Source organism: Mucilaginibacter gotjawali, assembly GCF_002355435.1.
Lineage (GTDB): Bacteria > Bacteroidota > Bacteroidia > Sphingobacteriales > Sphingobacteriaceae > Mucilaginibacter > Mucilaginibacter gotjawali.
The window spans coordinates 3,420,629-3,442,101 of the sequence record NZ_AP017313.1 but is presented as its reverse complement, the minus strand read 5'-3'; the positions used below and the strand labels follow the sequence as shown (position 1 = coordinate 3,442,101).

At 40.7% G+C, this 21,473-nt stretch carries 19 protein-coding genes; 6 read left to right on the top strand and 13 right to left on the bottom strand.

Annotation, left to right across the window (positions count from 1 at the left end):
• Positions 1 to 25: 25 nt before the first annotated feature.
• Genes MgSA37_RS15245 through MgSA37_RS15210 form a run of 8 tightly spaced genes read right to left on the bottom strand, consistent with a single transcriptional unit; the run spans position 26 to position 5,645 of the window.
• Positions 26 to 682, bottom strand: coding sequence for a lysophospholipid acyltransferase family protein (locus MgSA37_RS15245; protein WP_096353088.1), 657 nt, complete (start codon positions 680 to 682; stop codon positions 26 to 28).
• The gene (locus tag MgSA37_RS15240) at positions 679 to 1,500 is read right to left on the bottom strand and encodes an alpha/beta fold hydrolase (RefSeq protein WP_096357519.1); all 822 of its coding nucleotides are present in this window, start codon (positions 1,498 to 1,500) and stop codon (positions 679 to 681) included. Before MgSA37_RS15240 ends, MgSA37_RS15245 begins: the two co-directional genes overlap by 4 nt.
• Positions 1,501 to 1,507: 7 nt before the next feature.
• Positions 1,508 to 1,909 (bottom strand): holo-ACP synthase, encoded by a 402-nt coding sequence (locus MgSA37_RS15235; protein ID WP_096353087.1) that lies wholly within the window; start codon positions 1,907 to 1,909, stop codon positions 1,508 to 1,510.
• On the bottom strand, positions 1,899 to 2,711 hold the full coding sequence (locus MgSA37_RS15230; protein ID WP_096353085.1) for an enoyl-ACP reductase FabI: 813 nt from the start codon (positions 2,709 to 2,711) through the stop codon (positions 1,899 to 1,901). The genes MgSA37_RS15235 and MgSA37_RS15230 overlap by 11 nt, the downstream gene beginning before the upstream one ends.
• Positions 2,712 to 4,061: a beta-ketoacyl-[acyl-carrier-protein] synthase family protein gene (locus MgSA37_RS15225; RefSeq protein ID WP_096353083.1), complete on the bottom strand. Its 1,350-nt coding sequence runs from the start codon at positions 4,059 to 4,061 to the stop codon at positions 2,712 to 2,714.
• A gap of 2 nt (positions 4,062 to 4,063) precedes the next feature.
• Entirely contained in the window at positions 4,064 to 4,333 is a 270-nt protein-coding gene (locus tag MgSA37_RS15220) for an acyl carrier protein (protein ID WP_096353082.1), read from the bottom strand.
• Positions 4,333 to 4,926: a hypothetical protein gene (locus tag MgSA37_RS15215; protein ID WP_096353080.1), complete on the bottom strand. Its 594-nt coding sequence runs from the start codon at positions 4,924 to 4,926 to the stop codon at positions 4,333 to 4,335. The genes MgSA37_RS15220 and MgSA37_RS15215 overlap by 1 nt, the downstream gene beginning before the upstream one ends.
• Positions 4,923 to 5,645, bottom strand: coding sequence for an SDR family NAD(P)-dependent oxidoreductase (locus MgSA37_RS15210; protein ID WP_096353079.1), 723 nt, complete (start codon positions 5,643 to 5,645; stop codon positions 4,923 to 4,925). The genes MgSA37_RS15215 and MgSA37_RS15210 overlap by 4 nt, the downstream gene beginning before the upstream one ends.
• 524 nt (positions 5,646 to 6,169) lie before the next feature.
• Here MgSA37_RS15210 and MgSA37_RS15205 point away from each other — a divergent pair.
• Positions 6,170 to 9,280 (top strand): lantibiotic dehydratase, encoded by a 3,111-nt coding sequence (locus MgSA37_RS15205; protein ID WP_096353077.1) that lies wholly within the window; start codon positions 6,170 to 6,172, stop codon positions 9,278 to 9,280.
• Here the strand turns inward: MgSA37_RS15205 and MgSA37_RS15200 are convergent.
• Both MgSA37_RS15200 and MgSA37_RS15195 read right to left on the bottom strand, forming a co-directional pair.
• On the bottom strand, positions 9,212 to 9,946 hold the full coding sequence (locus MgSA37_RS15200; protein WP_096353076.1) for a LytR/AlgR family response regulator transcription factor: 735 nt from the start codon (positions 9,944 to 9,946) through the stop codon (positions 9,212 to 9,214). The two genes, MgSA37_RS15205 and MgSA37_RS15200, sit on opposite strands and share 69 nt — an antisense overlap.
• Positions 9,943 to 10,767, bottom strand: coding sequence for a sensor histidine kinase (locus MgSA37_RS15195; RefSeq protein WP_157750588.1), 825 nt, complete (start codon positions 10,765 to 10,767; stop codon positions 9,943 to 9,945). The genes MgSA37_RS15200 and MgSA37_RS15195 overlap by 4 nt, the downstream gene beginning before the upstream one ends.
• A 465-nt stretch (positions 10,768 to 11,232) precedes the next feature.
• Here MgSA37_RS15195 and MgSA37_RS28265 point away from each other — a divergent pair, with 465 nt between their 5' ends.
• Entirely contained in the window at positions 11,233 to 11,385 is a 153-nt protein-coding gene (locus MgSA37_RS28265) for a hypothetical protein (protein ID WP_157750587.1), read from the top strand.
• A gap of 192 nt (positions 11,386 to 11,577) precedes the next feature.
• On the opposite strand, the gene MgSA37_RS15190 is transcribed toward MgSA37_RS28265, so the two are convergent.
• From MgSA37_RS15190 to MgSA37_RS15180, 3 genes are all read right to left on the bottom strand, one after another.
• Positions 11,578 to 12,552, bottom strand: a complete 975-nt coding sequence (locus MgSA37_RS15190; RefSeq protein ID WP_096353073.1) for a sulfotransferase — start codon at positions 12,550 to 12,552, stop codon at positions 11,578 to 11,580.
• 15 nt (positions 12,553 to 12,567) lie between these two features.
• Positions 12,568 to 13,233, bottom strand: coding sequence for an aspartyl/asparaginyl beta-hydroxylase domain-containing protein (locus MgSA37_RS15185; RefSeq protein ID WP_157750586.1), 666 nt, complete (start codon positions 13,231 to 13,233; stop codon positions 12,568 to 12,570).
• Positions 13,234 to 13,519: 286 nt separating this feature from the next.
• A complete protein-coding gene (locus tag MgSA37_RS15180) occupies positions 13,520 to 13,777 on the bottom strand; it encodes a hypothetical protein (RefSeq protein ID WP_096353070.1) in 258 nt (85 codons plus the stop codon).
• A 601-nt stretch (positions 13,778 to 14,378) separates the two neighbouring features.
• Here MgSA37_RS15180 and MgSA37_RS15175 point away from each other — a divergent pair.
• The 4 genes from MgSA37_RS15175 to MgSA37_RS15160 all read left to right on the top strand — a co-directional run bounded on the left by MgSA37_RS15175 (position 14,379) and on the right by MgSA37_RS15160 (position 21,250).
• On the top strand, positions 14,379 to 14,978 hold the full coding sequence (locus MgSA37_RS15175; RefSeq protein WP_096353068.1) for a phage tail protein: 600 nt from the start codon (positions 14,379 to 14,381) through the stop codon (positions 14,976 to 14,978).
• Between the two features lie 259 nt (positions 14,979 to 15,237).
• Positions 15,238 to 16,221 carry an ABC transporter substrate-binding protein gene (locus MgSA37_RS15170; protein ID WP_157750585.1) on the top strand — a complete coding sequence of 328 codons (984 nt, stop codon included), beginning with the start codon at positions 15,238 to 15,240 and terminating at the stop codon, positions 16,219 to 16,221.
• Positions 16,222 to 16,448: 227 nt separating this feature from the next.
• Positions 16,449 to 17,057, top strand: coding sequence for a hypothetical protein (locus MgSA37_RS15165; RefSeq protein WP_096353066.1), 609 nt, complete (start codon positions 16,449 to 16,451; stop codon positions 17,055 to 17,057).
• A complete protein-coding gene (locus MgSA37_RS15160; protein WP_096353064.1) occupies positions 17,051 to 21,250 on the top strand; it encodes a cadherin-like beta sandwich domain-containing protein in 4,200 nt (1,399 codons plus the stop codon). The genes MgSA37_RS15165 and MgSA37_RS15160 overlap by 7 nt, the downstream gene beginning before the upstream one ends.
• Positions 21,251 to 21,473: the final 223 nt, after the last annotated feature.

Here is a 21,473-nt window from a genome sequence, read left to right as displayed (position 1 = left end):
CGATTTCGGAATTAGTATCGTGTCCTTAAATTCCGGGCTCGTTTGTAAACCTGATATTCTTTTTGATGGATTGCAAATGATGCTCATTAACCTTATCCTTCAGCTGTTCAAAATCAAAATCGTGATTGGTGCCACAATCCAATAAGTTAAAATAAACGGATTGTTTGGTGCTTTCAAAATATTCCAATAAAACACTGCTCCAAACCAATTGGCAATTGCCCCGGGTGCGGGTTGCTATCTCATAAATACCATCCTTAAATTCAATATGCCTGATATAGGCTGATTCCAGGTTGCCCTGCGGGTAGTAGATCAACAGGTTGCCGGGTTCATTTAATATGGATGCAGCAAAGTCCAGGCTTTCGTCGACTGACCGTTTACCTGGCTCGACAGAAAAACTGCCGGAATATTTTAGCCACCAGTTTTTTTCCATCTGCTTTTTTACCGACATGGTATAAATGCCTTTTAGCTTTTGTTTTTTATTGATGAATTTAAAACACAGGTAGTAGGCAAAAAAACCATCAAAAAAGCCAAAATGGTTACACATAAGGATATAGGAATGCCCCGGTTTTATCTCGATGTCGTTCAGGATCATTTTGTTAAAACGCCGCCTGAAAAACCAAAGCAACGGCGCTATACCCAAACGGATAACAAATATAGGGATAGGTTTTGCTTTGATGATCATATTAACAGTTTCGTTAGCGAGGTTACAAAATCTTTTTTGATCATTTCGTGGCCTTCATTCAAAATGATAACTTCACTATGTTTGAGTTTTTGAATAAACTTATCACCAATTCGCGGCGGAAATGTTTTATCCCGGCTGCCAAATATAAAAATGCTTTTGATGTTATTTATTTCAATAGCCTCCAATAAACGCTGTTCGTCCGTCTCTAAAAAGCGGAGATAGGTGAAACAGGCATAAAAATTGAACCTCAGTTCAGCTGTTCCAATTTCGTTAAACAAAACTTTATAATCCTGGTCATTTATAAACCTTAGTTGCTTAAATAATTTCAGCATCCTTACCAATGCTTTTTCACTAAGCGTTAGCTTTTCAAGGATCTTATTCCCTGTTTTGTTTTTGCTAAAAAAACGGATCAATTTACCCGGTTCCAGGCTCGATGGGGCGGCGATAATAAATTTATCAACCAAATCACCCAATTCTTCAACAACAATCGTTGCATAATGAGTACCCATGGAATACCCGATCACCGAAAAACGCCCGATTCTCTCATATTTGCAAAAATCCTGTATAAATCCGGCAATCTCCGTTTTGCTGATCCCTTTTTTGATGTTAGCTAAACTTTGATCTTTTAGTTTAGTTTGTTTGTGAAAAAAAAGATCGAACCCATAAAAAGTATAGGTTGAACCCAGGTCGCCTTCTAAAAGTTTAAATTGCTTGCCATGCATACCATACCCGTGAAAGCATAACATACTTTTTGGCCCGTTACCAAACTTGTAATAATGCAGGGTAACCAAATCATTTTCAAAATAATGGTCGGTCATGGTGGTATTATAAATCAGTATCAATTAAGGCAATTGCCCAAACATAGTCACCATCGTGCGAAATGGTTAAACTTATTTTATAATCGGCTTCAGGTTTGTGAATAGTTACCTGTGGTTGCCCGGCATTTTTTTTTCGGATGATCTCAATCTTTTTCCAGCCCAATGTGGATTGGTCTATTTGCTTAATGGCCTTATAAACAGCTTCTTTTGCCGCCCATGTAGATGCGTACCGCAAAATTGAATTTTCAAACGCATCACAATAAGCTATTTCTGTGGCAGTATAAACCTTTTTTTTGAAGAGATCATTAAATGAAGCCGAAAAATCAGGCAGGTACACCAGGTCGTTGCCGATGGTGAACTTTCCGGAAGTATTTAGTATTTCCAGCGTTTTTAAAATTTCATTCTCCATCTACGCCAAGCCCCATTATGTTGAAGCCTCCGTCAACAAAATGAATATTCCCGGTTACTTTTTTCGAAAGGCCCGAAAAATAATATAGTGCAGCATCGCCTACGTCATCGGCATCAATATTCCCCAGCGGAGCCGTAAATTTGCCCATTTTCCGCAATCGGCGTACGCCTAATATGCCGCCTGACGAGGTAGTCATCACTAAACCTGCCGAAATTGCGTTAACCCTTACCCCCTGATCCCTGAAATAACTTGCCAGGTAGATCATGATATTCTCGAGCGCTGCTTTATTAATAGCCATACCGGCGTATCCCGGGAAAACCCTCTGCGAAGCATTATAGGTAAGCGTTAACACGGAAGCGTTTTTTGCAAAATAAGGCTGCGTCACCCTGCAAATCCTCAACAGCGAATAAGCGCTGATGTTAAATGAATCCATCAGGTCTTCAAAAGGAATATCCAGATAGGAGGGAGCAGGTTCAGTGCTACCCGGCAGCGAATAACACATTACACTTTGGGTGCCAAATGCCACCGCATGTAAAACATAGTCTATAGGCCCTGCCGTATTGTAAACCAATTGGATGAAGGCGGTGATCTGCAGCTCATTCCTTACATCAACTTCGGCGGACAGACTGCCGTCCATGCCGTTTTGCTGCATCAGGTATAAAACCTCGTCTTTTGTTTCGGCAACATAGCTTAGCGCCACCTTGCAACCAGACTGGTGCAGTTTTAAAGCGATTGACCAGGCAATGGAGCTTTCGTTCCGTACGCCAAAAATAGCCGCAACTTTATCTTTATTGTCAATCATTTAAATATCCTTCGAAACCATCATCGCACTGTTTGTACCGCCAAAGCCGTAATTTAAACAGGCAACTCTGTTTATTTCTTTTTCAAATGCAAATTGTGGTACCAAATCTCTGTAAGCGGCCAATGGTTTTGAGGGGCCTGTCCAGTGGTCGGTTTTTTGAAACCCTTCCAGCTCCGGGTTTAGCGTGTTTGAGTTTAAACAGGGGAGTACTTTCTGGTTTTTCAGCATCAATAAAGCCGTAATAAACTCTACCGCCCCGGCGCCGCCAAGCATATGCCCGAATTGTGATTTGGGTGCCGACATGTGATAACCTTCTTCGCCAAGGGTGTCCACCACACTCAATAATTCAACTGAATCTCCTACAGGGGTTGATGTGCCGTGCATTTTTACTACATCTGGCCGCAATCCTTTATCAGGCATTAGTCCCTTCCAAAGCCTCTGCTGGCCTGCAAATGATGGATAAAACATATCCCCGTCACCATCCGAGTTATTAAAATAACTATCAATCACCCCCAATATATTGGCGCCGCGGGCCTTAGCCATTTCATATTCTTCCAGCGCTACTATACCAGCACCGAATGAGCATACAAATCCGTTCCTGTCCATATCAAATGGCCTAGAACTTTCAGCCGGGCTAAAGCCTTTCGAAAGTATCATCATGCCATCAAAACCTATAAAGGTTTCAAGCGCGGTACCTTCAACGCCGCCGGCTATAACGCGGTCCTGTAATCCAAATTTTATGAGGCGGTATGCATGCCCGATATTGCCGAGCCCGGTAGCACAGGCAGAGGTAATGGATTCGCAAACGCCCTTTGTTTTTAACAGGCAGGATATGTTGGCCGCTTCGCGGTATGACATACTGCGGTCAACGGTATGTGCCCCGGCAATCCTGGCCTTTTTCCCCATCTGGAAAAAATAATGCCAGGCCACCCTTAAAATCTGGTTACCGGCGCCGCCCGAACCTACTACAACACCGGTTTCTTCTGATTGAGTTTCTGTTGTGGTCCATCCGGCCATTTTTACTGCTTCCTGGGCGCCAATCATGGTCCAGATGCTGCCAAGGTCAGCTGTAGAGAGGTTCCCATCCGGGATTCTTCCCAACTTATCAATATACGTTTCAGGGTATCTCTCCACGATAGGAGCAAGAACCGCTTCCAGGTCCATTTCATCGTCCGTGATAAACCCTGACACTGTCGACCTGATTTGCTTGTTATATTGCATAGCAAGGTCCCACTCCCTTATTAAACTCTGATTCGAGAATAATTTACGGTCAAATTCATCGAGGTTTTTACAGGTCGGGAAAGCCCCGCCCATACCAACAACCGCCACTTTTCTACCTGTAACCTGCATGTTTATTTGTTTTCTCCTCTTGCCTTAACCATTATGATCAGGTCGATAATGTCTTTAACTTTCGACCCCATGTGGTCAATATCGTCATCTTCAAACTCAATATCGAATTTGTTTTCCACTTTCGCAGCAATATTGATCAGTTCTGTCGACGGAGTGCTTAAATCAGTCAAAAAGTCTGTTTCTTCGGTAACGCCAACCAACCTTTGCGGATCAATCGTTCTTATTGTTTTCAGCACTTCTAATAAGCCATCAAGTATTTCTTGTCTTTCCATTATTCATTTTTTTTAAAAAGTTCTTTTAAAATTGCCCTGCCTGTAATATCGTGCAATTCGGCTACTAATTTAAAATCGCTGCTAATATCATATTTTAATAAACGTTCTTCACTGAAATCGCTAAAATAATCATTTAAATCAAGCCCTTTCGGTACTTTATAAATACGCCCATCAGCTACCATCTGCCGCCACTTGTAAAAAGTGATATTCCCCATGCTGATAAATGTGTCGCCTTCTTCCAGGTAATAATGAAAGTTTACATTGCCAACGCTGATGAAAGCGGGGACAAACTTATCCTTCAGTTCATCAGGCAGGCAATTACTTTTACGGCATTCCAAAAAAGTGGCGCAGGAAACTATGGTTGCCTGTGCAAAGGCTTCAATCTGGTCAACCCCTCTGAATACGCCGAAATGATCCTCAACGTCGCGCGCTTTTGGTGTGTAACTGGCAACTATACCTTTATTTGGCAGGTGCCAATGGTACGTATCAAGTAATCGCTTGGTAGGGCCATGCAACAACATTTGTGTGGGATGAACGCCTAACAGGTTGCCATTTTTAATAATATCTAAGTAATTTTCCCTGGTATCAATCATATTAAACCGCCGTTGATGTGGATATTTGTTCCATTTATGTAAGATGCCTTGTCTGAAAGCAGGAACGCTATGGTATCGGCCACATCATCAACGTTTCCAAAGCGTTTTGCCGGAATTAAATTTAAATATTTTTCTTTTATCTGTTCGGGAATTCCTGCAGTCATGTCAGTCTCAATAAACCCAGGCGAAACACTAAGTACCCGGATGTGGTGACTTTCGTTTAATGCCGCAGCCTCCTGCGCTAAAGACCTGGAAAGAGCCACTATGCCCGCTTTGGTTGCAGCATATACAGATTGAAAAGCATTGCCGCTTTCCCCAACAACAGAGCTAATATTGATGATAACCCCCTTGTTTAATAAACTAAATATTTTCATGGCGGTTTTGCATATCATTATTGGCGCCCTGAGGTTTACGTTCAACATGGCATCAATCTCCCGCTCAGGCTGAAAATTTAGCGGTTTATCATAAGTGAGGCCGGCATTATTTATCACGCCGTATAACGAGTCGCCATGTTCTTTTTTTAGCTTTTTGCAAAAGTCGGCAAGTTGCTGGCTATCAGCAAAATCGGCGCATAAAATATGGCTACCCGGTTCAATATGCGTAAAGCTCTCTTTTTTTGAGGCATGTAATATTAATTCATATTCCGATGAAAGTTTTTTGGAGATGGCCAACCCTAAACCCTTACTGGCGCCGGTAATCAGTATTTTTTTTTTCTCCATTTCAATATATAATCGTAATAAATAAGCTGGCTGCAATATAATAAAATTTACACACACCACTTTTAGGAATTGCATGCAGTGTTTTAAGAGCACGCCGTTACTGCACAGCCTGATTTAATAATGACTTCAAACCGTATTAGGCATCATGTATTATAAATGCGAACGAATAATTAAACCAGATATGGCGACTGGTTTATTTTAGCGGAAACGGTGGATATTTATTGGTTAATATTTTCTGTTAAAACAAGTTTACACCTACCGGATATTGCACGTAAGTTAAATTACATTTTATTGAAAACGTGTACCCACATTGGATGATAATGTGTAAAACATTTAGTTAAATTTAATTAGTTTTAATACGTTTAACAGGCCCCCCATTTATCTGTTAAATGCGTGCAATGCACTAACTTTTGTTATTTAATTTCTCTCATTCAACGGATGGAAATATTAAATACGAATATACATTTAGAGTTTTTGTGTTAACTTTTAACCGCCTTATTAACCCTATTTAAAACTATTAATCTATGTTTAACCTTGATTTTAATCCTTATCTGTTTTTAAGAACACCGGCCCTAAGCTACCGGGATTATAAACCCGAAATATTGACTGAATTGCTAAAAACTCAATTTTTTCAGTCGGCTATATTCTTTGCAAGCGAAAGCCTCTATCTCGAATTGGAACGATACGGATTTGACTACTATAACCTCGACAAAAAGGTTAAAATAAGCCTTCACAAATATTTCAACAGGATGTGCCACAGGCCAACTCCATTCGGTATGTTTTCAGCATTTAGCTCTACTTGCTGGAGCTCAATAAGTAACAATGCTGAAAAATGTGTTTTAGAGGAGAACGGTGAAGTGTACATAACCCCTGATTTTCAATTCACAGCAGAAATTGCAAGGCGGATGGAAAGAACGGGCGAGTTTAACAATGTGAAATATTATACGAATGATTCAATTTACACCATTCAAAACGAAAAGCGGTACCTTACTACAAGCTATGACACAAATAGAAAAAAAACAGACTTTTTCATTAATTCTTTTCACACAGACAGATTATTGAACAAGTTGTTGAATTTTTGCAATGAAGGAAAAAAAATTTCTGAAGTAGTTGCATGGTTGAACAATTTTATTGATGAGACAGAAGATGTGAAAGCATATGTAAAGGACTTAATAAACGAAGGGCTTCTTGTATCGGAACTTTGTCCGAACATGACTGGTGAAAAATATTTCTCGCGGGTTGTTTCCATAGCAAATGCCAGGAAATTTAATAGTGAACTTGCAAGGGAAATTTCGATGTATAACGCTCTTGTCAATAAAATTGCCTTCAAACAAAAGCTGGATATCAAAGCGCTTTCAGAAAATCACTTATATCAGCTTTCAAAAACTAAATTTAAATCGATGTTTTATGTTGGGTACGAAAGGGAAACTAAATCATCAATTGACCCCAAATACCAGGAGTATATAAAAGAGGGATTAGACTGTTTGAAAATCATTACTTCCGATGCAACGCCAAAGGCATTAAAAGATTTTAAAAATAAGTTTAAAGCCAGGTTTGAAGATCAGGAGGTACCGCTGCTGCAAGCGCTGGACAGAGAATCAGGTATAGGTTATGAAGGATTGGAGACTAACGTGGTGACCAGTGAATTATTGGATGGAATACAATTGGATCTCCAATCAAATAGCTTGAATTTCACCTGGACCCCAATTCATGAATTCTTTTTATCGAAATTTTTGAGAACAAAAAATGATGAACCTATTTTAATAACAGATAAGGAACTTGAAAAATTAAAAGCGCCGTCCGAATTAAAAGCGCCCCCCAGTTTTTCAGTGGTTTTCAGGTTGTTTGGTGATAAAGTTTGGATAGAGCAGGCCGGCGGGTGTACTGCTACAGCGCTGCTGGGCAGGTTTACATTGTTTAGCGAAAAAGTTTTAGACGAGGTCCGATACATAGCTGCGGTTGAAGAAAAATCTAATAATGGGGTTATTTTTGCTGAAATCTCATGTTTTAATGACGAACACGCAGCCAATATAAATTCAAACTCAGGCATAAGGGCGTTTGAGATTCCTATAGGCGTGCACTCCACCCTTCCAGGCCCCAATATTATAAGCCTTTCCGATCTTGCCATATCAATAATTGACAATAACATTATCTTAAGATCAAAAAAGCATAACAAAATAGTTATACCAAGGCTAAGTTCGGCTTTTAACTATGGCAGAAGTGAACTGTCAATATTTATGTTTTTATGTGATTTGCAATACCAGGGGCTTAAATTCAATTTTAATTTTGACTTAAGGACGTTACTGCCAGGCATTAGCTACTACCCCAGGGTGGAATATAAAAATTGCATTCTTTTTCCGGCAACATGGGTATTAAATGCCGAGGAAATTGCGGATATATCTGAGGGAAACAGTTCTGCGGACAATTTTTTTAAAATCAGCGAAAAGATCAGGCTTACAAAACATTTTGCGTTAACTGAAGGTGATAATCAACTATTGTTTGACCAATCAGACCCCGGATCAATAGCGCTTTTTATGAAGGTTATAAAAAACAAGGCAACAGTTGTTTTGCAGGAAGTCTTCCTTAAGGAAACAACAGATGTGTGTAATCGTGAAGGGAAGCCATTTGCGGGGCAATTTATAGCGGCTGTATTTTCGCGCGACGTGACTTATACTCAAAGCGCGTTGTGGCAAATAAACCGCAAAAAGAATAAAGTAAAGAGGATATATCTGCCAGGTGATGAATGGGTGTATTTGAAGATATATTGCCATCCTGCAACCTCAAACAACATTCTTGTCAAATGTGTAAAGAATATTATAGCAGGCCTGAAAAAACAAAATAAGTTAACAAGCTGGTATTTTATCAGATATAATGACCCGGAAAACCATTTACGGATAAGGATTCAAACTAACCCGGATGATACCGCAACAGTAGTTAGGTATTTCGAAAAAAAAATACGTACTTATGTTGAAAAAGGGATCATAAATAACTTGTTGCTGGATACGTATAAACGTGAAATTGAAAGATACGGTGCTGAAACGATTGTTTATGCTGAAAACGCATTTAATGCCAGCAGCGAACTTGTTTTAGCATATCTCAAAAACATCGGTACCGGTGAATTTGATTTTTCAGAATTGCATCTTGCCCTTTTATCGGCAGACGCACTGCTTGAGATTTTTTTTCCTGAATATTCCAGCAGGATTTACCTGTTGAAAAATATCCACGAAAACATGAAGCACGAGTTTGACGACAGCAAACAGGTAAAAATGCAATTGGATAACAAATATCGTGAGTATTCAACTTTCATCAATAACATGAAAAGCAACCAGGCTTTGATTGTCGGCATTGCGGGTAAGAAAGAGTATGCCGCGTACCTGAAGTCATTGAGCCTGTTAAAAACAACCGCTCAATTGTTTTTTCCCGGAAAACTCATGAAACTTGCAGCCGACGTTATTCACATGCATTTAAACCGGCTTTTTAACGAAAAACAACGCAGCCACGAGTTTATTATATACTATCTGCTTTATAAGTATTACCTATCGGTAAAGGCGCGTAAAGACAGAGAGCTACTGAACTTTGCGCCCGCTTCTAAGCGTCCTGCTGTTAATCAGGTGAATGAAACTGTCTTTAAATGAAATGCCGATGGGCAGTTCGATTGATGGCGATAATATAACATTGTTGCCATCAATTGATTTGATCTTTTCGATGCTGACAATATAAGATTTATGGATCCTTGTAAAACGCGACATGGGCAACAGTTTTTCAATTTCGCGCATAGACAGGTAGGTGATATGTTTGCCGTCAACCGTGTACAGCACAACGTAATTTTTCAGGCCTTCAATGTAAATAATTTCCGAATAACTCAGCTGAATAATTCGTCCCTTAATTCCGGGATTTATAAAAAACTGTTCCTCTTCATGATGGGTTTCAGCAACTTTTTTTGACTTGATAAGGTGTTGTACTTTGGTTACCGATTTGGTAAAACGCTCAAAAGAAATAGGTTTTAATAAAAAGTCCGATCCGTTTTTTTCAAAAGCCTGTACAGCATAGTTAGGATAAGCCGTTGTAAATATTACAGCCGTATGTGGCGATATGATGTCGGCTACATCAAGTCCGGATATTTCGGGCATATCAACGTCTAAAAAAACGATATCAACCTGTATTGAATTGGTTATCTCATCAATGGCCTTTAATGGGTTAAGGGATGTGCCTACCAAATTTAACCCCGGAAGTTTATTGATATAGTTTACCAGTGTATCAATTGCATGTTCCTCGTCATCAATCACATAGCAGGTATTCATGTTTTTTTCAGTTCGATTTTCAAGATAGATTTATATTCGGTTTCGTGGTCCTCAATAATTAATTCATATTGATGGTACGTTGCTAAACGGTCCTTTACGTTTTTAATGCCAATGCCGTATCCATGTTCAACTACCTTCTTTTTTTTAAGGTTTTGGGTAATGAAAATTAGCGTACCGCCATCAATTGTTGTAATTATCCTTGCGGGGTAATTTTCATTCAACAAATCTCCGTATTTAAACACATTTTCTACAAGTGTAATTAAAACTAATGGAATAATTCTTAAGCCCTCCGTGTCGCCATCTGTAATAAGTTCAATATTAAGCCGTTGGTTGAAGCGTGCCTGGTTTAATTTTACAAAATTGTTTATTTGATCTAATTCTGAAGCTAACCAAACTTTCCCATCATCATCGGCATTCGTTAATGCATAACGCATAATGTCCGACAAGGTCATTACACTATCAGCTATTTTTTCAGAGTATTTGGATACTGAATTATATAAAAAATTAAGCGTATTCAATAAAAAGTGCGGGTTGATCTGCGATTTTAAATAAGCATTTTCAGTTACTAATAACGTTTTTTCGAGCTCCTGTTTCTGGATTTCGTTTTTCAATTGCAGGTTTTCCAGATCAGCTATTGTTTTCCTGTTTTTAAAGGTTGTGAGCGCAAACCAATAACCTGTGCTCAGGCCGATAAAATATACAATCCTTATAATGCTGGTAGCGATGAATTCCCTAACGGATGTGTACGGCGGATAAACCTCAACATGCAAAATGTCAAAAATGGCGAGCATAAAATGTTTTACGGCCAGATAAGCGAACATTTCTAAACAAAACGCTAATGGCATCAAAAGATAGGACAATTTTCCGCGGCCGGTTACACTCGGGAGTAAAATATGGGCATTAAAATAAAAAAAAACAATATTTAAGAGAAAATGTCCGGTGTAATCTCCAAAACTACTTAATCTACCAGCCAAAACATAGGTGAGTAATAATTCATAGCTAATAAAAATTGTCCAGCAAAGGGCATGAAGTTTTATGTTTTCAAATTTAAGTGTTTTCATTTTGGGCTAACTATGCTCATTTAGGTCAGTTCCAAAAATAGTTATTTAATTAAACTAAGGCTTAGAATAACCCGATATCTTTAAAAATAATTTCAAATCGAACAGGGGTAAATTATTACGTATATGGAATAACTGTGTTGGTATATAGCAAGATGAAGTTGGTGTAATAACTTTTTAATTGCGTTTTGGCATTCATAACTTATCGAAAAATTAAACAAATAAGTTATGAAAACAACAGGAAAAAAACTAAAAACGCTAAAAACCAGGCAGGTTTATGGATTTAAAAAAGAACTTTATTCTTTTTGGGGAAATATGGAAACGACCACAACTGTACCAACGTCAACAATTTCTCATGTGATGGTTAATCCTGCAATGTGAAAATAAATCAATGAGAGTGGTTTTAACTTGAATCATCAAAGTTAGTTCCTTAATTCAAACGGTGAAACGGCCTAAACCTTATCATTTTTTTCATCTAATATCAGATGAATTTCCATGAGTGTGGATTATTATGTTTTGTAGGATCAGTTGGGGCAGAATGAACAAATAACCATGTCAGCTTTTAGAATGCCGTCAGCAAAGCCTTTTTCCTTCTAACTTGCGATATAATTCCATTGCTTTCGCGAGGCATGAGGGGGTATTTTTTACTTGTTCTTCATTAAAAGGCTCATTTGGCTTTTTTGAATGATACAGGCTTCGGTCGTGCATATATTGCCAATCCTTTTTGCTGATTTGTATCTTTGAAAATGCAGCTATTTTTTGTAAAATAGCCATCGGGCCTTCGTTATAATTGACAAGCAGGCATAGTTTATCTTTTGCTACAATTTCATTGTACCTGCTTAAGTAGTTTTCAAGTACACTTGCAAGGTAAATATCAGGGCTCATATCTTCCATATTAAGGGCATTAATGCCAAATATTTCCGGTTCAATTAAACCCTTAACTGATTGCATGCCAGGTTGTTTTCGGTGCGATCTGAAAACTTCATCAGGTGTACGGTACATCAAAATAAAAGGAACAGATGGGAATAGCTGTCTTAACTGTTTGTAATAAAACAAATGCCAGCTATCTGTTTTAATAAATACCCGCTTCTCTTGCTTTTCATTTAAACTACCGGTATAGGCGCCTCGTTCATGAAATTTTAGTGCAGCTATCAATAAATTACCTATTGTCGCATCATCAACGGCCGGCTCTTTAAAAGAAAGCCGTAAAATGTCGTCAAAAACGGGCACCTCGGCTAAAACAATGTTTTCATCAGAAGTTGCCAGCATTTGCGAAACAAGCGTTGATCCACACCTTGATATGTGAAAGATGACAGCGGATGGTTGAATATATTTTAGGTTTTTGGCCCACTCCATCATCATTTCCGGATCGCTCACTGCTGGATGCGCTATTTGTTTGCGATCCTTAACCCGGCATTTTAGGATAGTTTCTTCAAAAAATGGTTCGGTAAATGCCTGGCCATAAGTATTTAACCAGTAACACAATAACTGGTTTTCCTGTCCGATCAGTTTATAGGGTATCCACCACTCCAGTGCAATATTTTCCATATTTGCGCTAGTACCTTAAATAACGTTATGATCCATAGTTGCTTGTTTAAGCTGTTGCTCCAGTTTATCCGCAAGTTTGTCTGATGTCTCCGAATGGTGGTCTCTCAGGTTTCTGATCATATTCAGCAGGTCGTTCTTATTTACTTCACCTTCTGGTTTAAATGCGGCTTGCCCGGATGAGACTATCAGATCCTTTAGCCAATTGTTCACTTTACAATCAACTACAAGGTGTATTCTGTCTGTATTGCCCTTATTTGCTACCCGGTGAGGCAAATTGGCATTTAAATACCAACATTCGCCTTCCTGTAAATAAATACGCTCTTCCTCGCTGTAAAATTCTACCCCGGGATTAGTAAAAACAGGAAAATGCAGACGGGCTTCTCCTTTTTCGAAAGCTAATTCATTATCAGTATGCTGTTTGATAATTGCGCCTGCCTGCAAATTTAAAAATCGCGCGGACATAACCGGGCAATTCAGTTTTTGAAGAAGTTTTTTAACGGACGGAAATTGATCCATATAAATAGTATCCATGAAGTCATTTTCGCCTAGAAGATCCGGTATGATGTTTTTGTAACTGCCGCCCGGCGAGCGAAGGGAAATTACTGTCCATGATCCGCTATAATGATACTTATTAATATGGGGCTGCCATTCACTGCCCGTTCCGAGGATTTCAGTTTGCATGGCCTTTAGATCAAAAGGCAATAACAATTTTGCATAACGAATCATTCAATATAGTTTATATTTTCTTAAGCCGGCGTTCACATTGGGATAGGGTTGGGTGTTCAATTCTTCAGCTTTTTTATTATAGACCAGGCCGGGGTATTGCAACATCGGCACTCCAGTATATCTTCTTACTGCAAAATCCTCCAAAATGCTATCCGATTTGCCTTTATGCCCTTCCCCGCGAAAACGACAGATGGGTTTAATTCAATATATAAACAGGCGACGTATGACCACGCCAGCGCCATTATTTTACGCCGAAAGCCATGTGCCCGGGTAAAAGGTCTTCTGTCGTTTCGCGTACATCCGGCTCATAGCCGGCAAAGTGCCCTGCCTCATGAAGTATGCCGCCCGGGTACAATAATTTATCAGCATCAATGATGATCTCCCCATTTTCTAACAACAAACCAGGCAAAAAGGTATCCATAATTATAGGGCGCCTGACTACGTCAATCCCTGTGGATAAAACGAAGTTAGTAATAATGTCAATTTCAAGCTGGTTCATGTTCAAAAATGTCAAATTGGCTTATCACTCCGCGAGTAAATATTTTATAACGTTTTTTTAATTAGCAGTGATTAAATGAAATGTGAATATAGGAAAAATTAGAAAATGTTTCGAGACTACGTCTTCTCATTGTAAAGGTAATTACTTTAACCCCATTAACTGAAAGGTTTTATTTGATCCGTAGTTTACTTCAGGTTTTTCATTGGGCTAATTAAGTGCTATTAATGATTATCAGTGTTTCCGATTTCAATAACTTTTACGTGTCTGATTTTAATAATGACGACCATGGTAAATACAAATTATTTAATGGGCATATTACAGGTTGTATGTCTAAAAATGCAGTTGGTATATAGAATAACCTAATTGGTGTAATAATTATTATAATTTGTTATAGAATACATAACTTTCTTAAAAATTTGGAAAACCTAAGTTATGAAGACCTCCGGAAACACAAGATTCTTGAATTAATCATGGATGTAGTTTATCAGAAAACAATAATCAAATCGTCCCCGGTAGAAGCCTCAGGGTATTCAGTTTAAATCACAATAATATTTTATAAATACAACTAACCAATAATTTTAAACTTTACTTAAGCTTTATTATGGAATCATTTATCAGTACTATTTATTTATGGCCGCTTAACTGGGCGCCACGTAATTATGCAAATTGCCAGGCACAAATTTTGGCTATTAGTTCCAATGCAGCACTGTTTTCGCTTATCGGCACAACTTTTGGCGGCAACGGCACATCAACATTTCAATTGCCCGATTTCAGGGGCCGGTTGCCGCTAGGCTATAACCCCGGCGGCGCACCCGGCGTTAGTGTCAACACCATTGGTGAAGTTGCCGGAACTGAAAATACAACTATTTTAATAAGCAATATGCCGTCACATACCCATACGGCAACTTTTACAGGTTCGGGCGGAGGTGTTAAGGCTTCGACTATGCAGGCCACCCAAAGCGTACCCGGAACCAGCGGTGCAAATACCCTTGGCGCTACCTGGGACCCAACAAATGTTGAGGCTATTAATGGCTATGTTACAGACGCAAATCCGACTGTTGCCTTAACTGGATTTACACCATCCGGTGGTACCGTAACTAACTCTCTGACAGGGAATTCTATACCATTAAATATTCAAAACCCGTATTTGGTTGTGAATTATATCATTTGTATCTATGGTATTTTCCCCAGCCGTAATTAATTTATCGGGCATTTTAAAACTTTAATTTGTTTCATTGCAGTAATCACTTTTAACATCAGTGATTACTGCATTTTTATATATAACACATGCGTAAATTGCGGATAGGTTTTTTGTATCCATATTCGGGGTATTTCCACGGTTAAAAAATGATTTCAGGCAGGGTTTTGAATTAGCCGTAAAAAAAGCACTGCCGTCACTTGAAATCGATACAGTTGCCGAATTTATTAATTTGGGTGATTTTAAGATAGTAGAACAATCGTTGAACAAATTAATAAATTTTGATGAAGTTGACCTTATTATTGGCGTGGTAGGCACGAAAGTAATTTTGAACGCCCACGAAATTTATGAAAAATATAAAGTACCGGTCATACTGAATAATCTTGGCGGATATGTACCAACCCATTCATTCAGGTCTCCATACCTTTTTTATAACAGCCTTGATCTTTGGAAAAGCGAATGGGCAATGGGCAAATGGTCGCAAAAGCGGTTCGGCGGATTTCCGGCGCTCAGTATGTCTATTTATGAATCGGGCTACAATATGCATGAGTGTTATAGGCTAGGCGCATCGATATCAGGGGCGCCGTTCCTGAAAATGGATATTACAAAAAACATGAGCGGCGAAGCTGATACATTTCCGCTTATCAACGCGCTGATGAAACATGCACCGGGGCACGCTCATGTACTGCTATCAGGCAGGGAAGGGACACAATTCCTTGATTATTACAAAAAAACAAGTTTGCTAAGCGGTATTCCCGTCAGCGTAAATCCGTTTATGATTGATGAATGCCTTGAAATTAGCGACCGCGATGCTCAAAGCATTTACAGTGCCGCCACCTGGTCATGTTTACTCGAGAATCCGGCAAACAGATCATTTGTGGATGCTTATGAACAAGCGTATTCGAGGCAGCCTAATGTTTACAGTATGCTGGCTTTTGAAACGGGATTAATTGTATGTGAAGCGCTGAAAGGATTTGAGAATGACAACTATTCGGGTGAACGTATGGCAAAGCAACTGGGAAAAGCCGATGCAGAGGGCCCCAGGGGCAAAATTAATGTATCTACAATGCCGGTTAATGCCGATCAGCCGGTTTATATCCGAAAATCATTTTACGATCATAAAGCAGGTTTGATAAAAAATGAAATTATTGATTCCGATCCTGGTATCAGCTGGCAGGAGCCTGATGTGTTGAACGCCGCATATCAGAATACTTCAGGTTGGGAAAATCCTTATCTATGTGTGTAAAAAAATGTATATTTTATTCAAAAATAATACTATATCTTTGAGTAACTTTACAATGTTACAGTACCTAACCTTGTCTCATTAAGCTAAAATTAAAAAAACCAATATCTAAAAAGGCGCCAGATTTTAAAAGAAACAAATCGATTTTATTGTACGACAGTTCAGTCAGTTCTTTTATTTAAATCATTGTTATTTCAAATTATCCCATAACCTGAAAAAAAAATTAACATATGAAAAATTTTTTACCAAAACCTACATTAGTTAACCGCTCGGAATTAAATCAAAAATTTTCTTCAGTTTACGCGAACGGGCGAAAATTCGGTGGTTTTTTTGGCTTTGCCGGTATATTAATGGTCCTGTTTTTATGCACAGGGTTTACTACCAATGTGAAAACATTTACCAGGGATAAAGGAACGACAAAGAATAAAAAAATTGCGGAAAAAAAGCCGGTGATTTTTTCTGACCCTGCAGTTGGCGCCAGTGTTACTTTTTCCTGCGTTTCCTCGTCTTATATTGCTAATTCCAGTACATCATCAAGCTCCGTCAGCTACACATTCACCAGCCCGACGGATTGTGATGGTATTGGTTTTACAGCGGTTGACAACACCACCGGGGGCGGAGGTACAGCCGGGCCAAGAATCCTTGTTACCAGTACCCATTTGCTCACTTTTTCAAGAACATCCCCTGCCACGGTAACCTATGGTCAATTGAAAAGTACTTCGGGAGCGGCATTTCAATTAACAGGGATTACAATACAAACAGCTAACGTTTCCAATGCCCAAAATATAACGCTTAGTGCGTATAAAGGGGGGTATTTGTTACCGGATCAAACGTGGTAACTGCAGTTCCGGTTCAGGGAACACAGGCTGTTATCAATTTGAGTTCTTCAAATTTTGGTAGTTTTTATAATAATATAGATGAGATCAGGGTTAGTACCGATAATGTTGCCGGAAATGGATTGTCAATTACAAACATAACAACCGCATCTCCGGTGTTACCATCAACCACTATAACTTCACTTACCAAAACAGGAAGTAGCCCAACCAACGCATCAAGCGTGGCTTATACAGCTACGTTTGCCGCAGCAGTAACTGGCTTGTCAACAAGTGATTTTTCATTAACAACAAGTGGTGTGTCGGGCGCATCTGTTAGCAGCGTCAGCGGATCGGGCACAAGCTGGACGGTAAATGTAAATACAGGCAGCGGGGATGGCTCTGTTGTTTTGAAAATGAGCAGCTCTTCGGGTGTAAGTCCGTCAGTTAGCAACGTGTCGTTTACGGGCGATACTTACGCAATAGATAAAACCGCGCCAACGGTAAGTTCCATTACGGCCACGGGTACAAGCCCAACCAACGCCACCAGTGTTGGTTATACGGTAACTTTTGCTGAAGCAGTAACCGGGGTTGACGGCAGTGATTTTACGGCAACAACCAGCGGCGTAAGTACCACCGGGATAGTGGTAACCCCTGTTAGCAGCAGTGTTTATACGGTAACGGTAAATGGTGTAAGCGGCACCGGCAGTTTGCGCTTAGATTTGAAGAGCAGCGGTACGGGTATTGCAGATTTGGTGGGTAACGCCATTTCGGGAGGTTTTACAAGCGGAGGTACCTATACGATAGATCAAACCGCGCCGACAGTAAGTTCCATTACGGCCACGGGGACAAGCCCAACCAACGGAACCAGTGTTGGTTATACGGTAACTTTTGCTGAAGCAGTAACCGGGGTTGACGGCAGTGATTTTACGGCAACAACCAGCGGCGTAAGTACCACCGGGATAGTGGTAACCCCTGTTAGCAGCAGTGTTTATACGGTAACGGTAAATGGTGTAAGCGGCACCGGCAGTTTGCGCTTAGATTTGAAGAGCAGCGGTACGGGTATTGCAGATTTGGTGGGTAACGCCATTTCGGGAGGTTTTACAAGCGGAGGTACCTATACGATAGATCAAACCGCGCCGACAGTAAGTTCCATTACGGCCACGGGGACAAGCCCAACCAACGGAACCAGTGTTGGCTATACGGTAACTTTTGCTGAAGCTGTTACCGGTGTTGATGGCAGCGATTTTACGACAACAACCAGCGGCGTAAGTACCACCGGAATAGTAGTAACCCCTGTTAGCAGCAGCGTTTATACGGTAACGGTAAATGGTGTTAGCGGCACCGGCAGTTTGCGCTTAGATTTGAAAAGCAGCGGCACAGGTATTGCGGATGTGGCAGGCAACGCTATTACGGGAGGTTTTACAAGCGGTGATTCCTATTCGATAGATCAAACTGCGCCGGTAGTAAGTTCTATTGCAGCCACAGGGACAAGCCCAACCAACGCAACCAGTGTTGGTTATACGGTAACTTTTTCCAAAGCTGTAACCGGGGTTGACGGGAGCGATTTTACGGCAACAACCAGCGGCGTAAGTACTACCGGAATAGTAGTAACTCCTGTTAGTAGCAGTGTTTATACGGTAACAGTAAACGGCGTAAGCGGCACCGGCAGTTTGCGCTTAGATTTGAACGGCAGCGGTACAGGTATTGCGGATTTGGTAGGTAATACCATTTCAGCAGGTTTTACAAGCGGCGATACCTATTCGATCGATAATACCGCGCCAACCTTAACAAGCCTCATCTTTTCATCAGGAAACGCAAATATTGCCTTTGCGAAAAACGGCGATATTGTGACGCTTGCCTTTGGCGCGAATGAAGCCATACAAACTCCGGCAGTATCTATAGCGGGACATATAGTAACAGCAAGCAATACAGGCGGAAATAACTATACAGCCAGCTATACGATGACCAGTGGCGACAGTGAAGGCAGAATACCATTTAGCCTTACAGTTACTGATTTAGCGGGAAACTCAGGTAATTACACCGATGTTGCCGCAGGTGATGATATAGAATATGACATAACTTCACCAACCATTGCGATCAGTGCGCCTTCGGTGAGCCAGATAGGTGCGGGAGGCTCAGGCACTGTTAGCTATACTGTTACTTATGCAGATGCGAATTTTAATGCCGGCACGCTTTCCACCTCAGCTATAACGTTAAATTCAACCGGAACCGCAACCGGCACAGTAGGGGTTAGCGGATCAGGTACGAGTTATACGGTAACTATTTCCAGTATCAGTGGTGCCGGAACGCTTGGTATTTCGATAGCGTTAGGTACGGCGTCAGATTTGGCGGGTAATACCGCCCCCGCATCGGGCGCATCGGGTACGTTTAATGTATTATCCAATGATGACAATCTAACCAATCTGACGATAAGCAGTGGCACCCTCAGTCCTTCCTTTGCGACAGGTACCCTCAGCTATTCTGTAAATGTGCCCTATACTGTAAACAGTGTAACCTTAACGCCCACAGCAGAGGATATTAATTCAACTATCGATATTGGCGGCAATGTTATAAGCGGCAATGCATCCGGCGCTCAATCGCTGTCAGTTGGCGCCAATACAATTAATGTAACGGTAACTGCACAGGATGGGGTAACCCAAAATATATATGCGGTAACGGTTAACAGGAGCCCGGCGGCAGTTGATGCCAGCCTTTCGAATATACAAATGAGTGCGGGGACCCTGGCTCCGGTATTTTCACCGGCAACAACGAGCTACCGTGTTGCGGTTGGGAATTCGTTTGCTTCCATCACGCTAATGCCAACAACAACAGATCCGGGAGCAACCGTAAAGGTGAACGGCACGGCAGTAACCTCAGGATCGGCATCACCGCCTATTGCGTTAAAGGTGGGCAGGGATACCATAACAACGACGGTGAAGGCACAGGACGGAACAACAACAAAAACATATACAGTAGTTGTCATCCGGAAAGCAAACGTAAACCTGATAAGCCTGAAAACCGACCATAGCGGGCTGATTCCATCGTTTTCACCGGCAACTACTGCATATAGCACTACGGTTGGCCTGGGAACGTCCTCCATTGTTATAACACCAACGGTTGCAGATTTATCAGATACGATCAGGGTTAACGGCACGCAGGTCGCATCAGGATCAGCATCGCCGGCAATTCCGTTAACTATCGGTGCCAATGCGGTTACCATCCTGGTAAAAGCCCTTGACGGGACGACCAAAACCTATACGTTAACTGTAAACCGGCAGGCGGATCTGGACGTGATTAACATACTATTGAGCCATACCAAAGTGACCCCGGTATTTTCACGGACAACAACGAGCTATACCGCTACGGTTGGCACTGGCGTAACATCCACGGCCGAAACCCCTATATTAGCTGATGCGACGAATACCGTTACGGTAAACGGGGTGATAGTACCCTCCGGAACAGCATCAGGGCCCATCACTTTAGCTTATGGTTCCAATATTATAACAACGCTTGTAACAGCGGCGGATGGTACCACCAGGACGTACACGGTAAATGTGATCCGGCCAACCATTGCAAACCTTAAAAGCCTGGCATTAAGCAGTGGAACCCTATCACCTGTATTTTCGCCCGCCACAACAGGCTATACAGCATCGGTTGATAATGCAGTTTCATCCATTACAGTAACACCAGTCACTGCCGGTTCACAGGCAACGGTAACCGTGAACGGAACACCGGTAGCCTCCGGAACGGCATCGGGGAATGTTGATCTGTCAGTAGGCGAAAATGCGATCAATATAGCAGTAACCGGCAAAGATGGTATACTAACCAAAATATATACAGTAGATGTAACGCGGGCAGCGGGATCGCTGAATACTGTTTATCAGCCGATAAGCGTAAGCAATCCAACGGATCATCCGCAAATGATGGGAGCGGAGATAGCCGTGCACCAGGGCCTGTCGCCAAACGGGGACGGTATCAACGACTTTTTACTGATAGACGGGATTACGCAATACCCCGATAATAAATTACAGATCATGAACAGGAGCGGGCAGCTGGTATACGAGGCCAAAGGATATGACAACAGTACAAAGGTATTTGATGGTCACTCCAATAAAAACGGCGCTCTGCAATTACCGGGAACTTACTTCTATTCACTTGACGTTACCGCCAATGGCGTAACCCAACACAAAACTGGATTTATTGTGCTGAAGTATTGATAATAAAAAAGGAATTCAAAGTTTAGGGATTGGTTAAATCATAACCAGTCCCTTTTTTATAGATTAACTTCTAATAGTGATGTTTTGCGCTATTATTTAATATATAATTCTAAATCAGGTATTAAAAAAATATCTATTTTAGTTGTGTGAATTTATCTTTCTATCGTAATACATTCCTTGGAAATCTTATAAGACTCTTTTTTTGTTTTTTTTTTCTGGCATG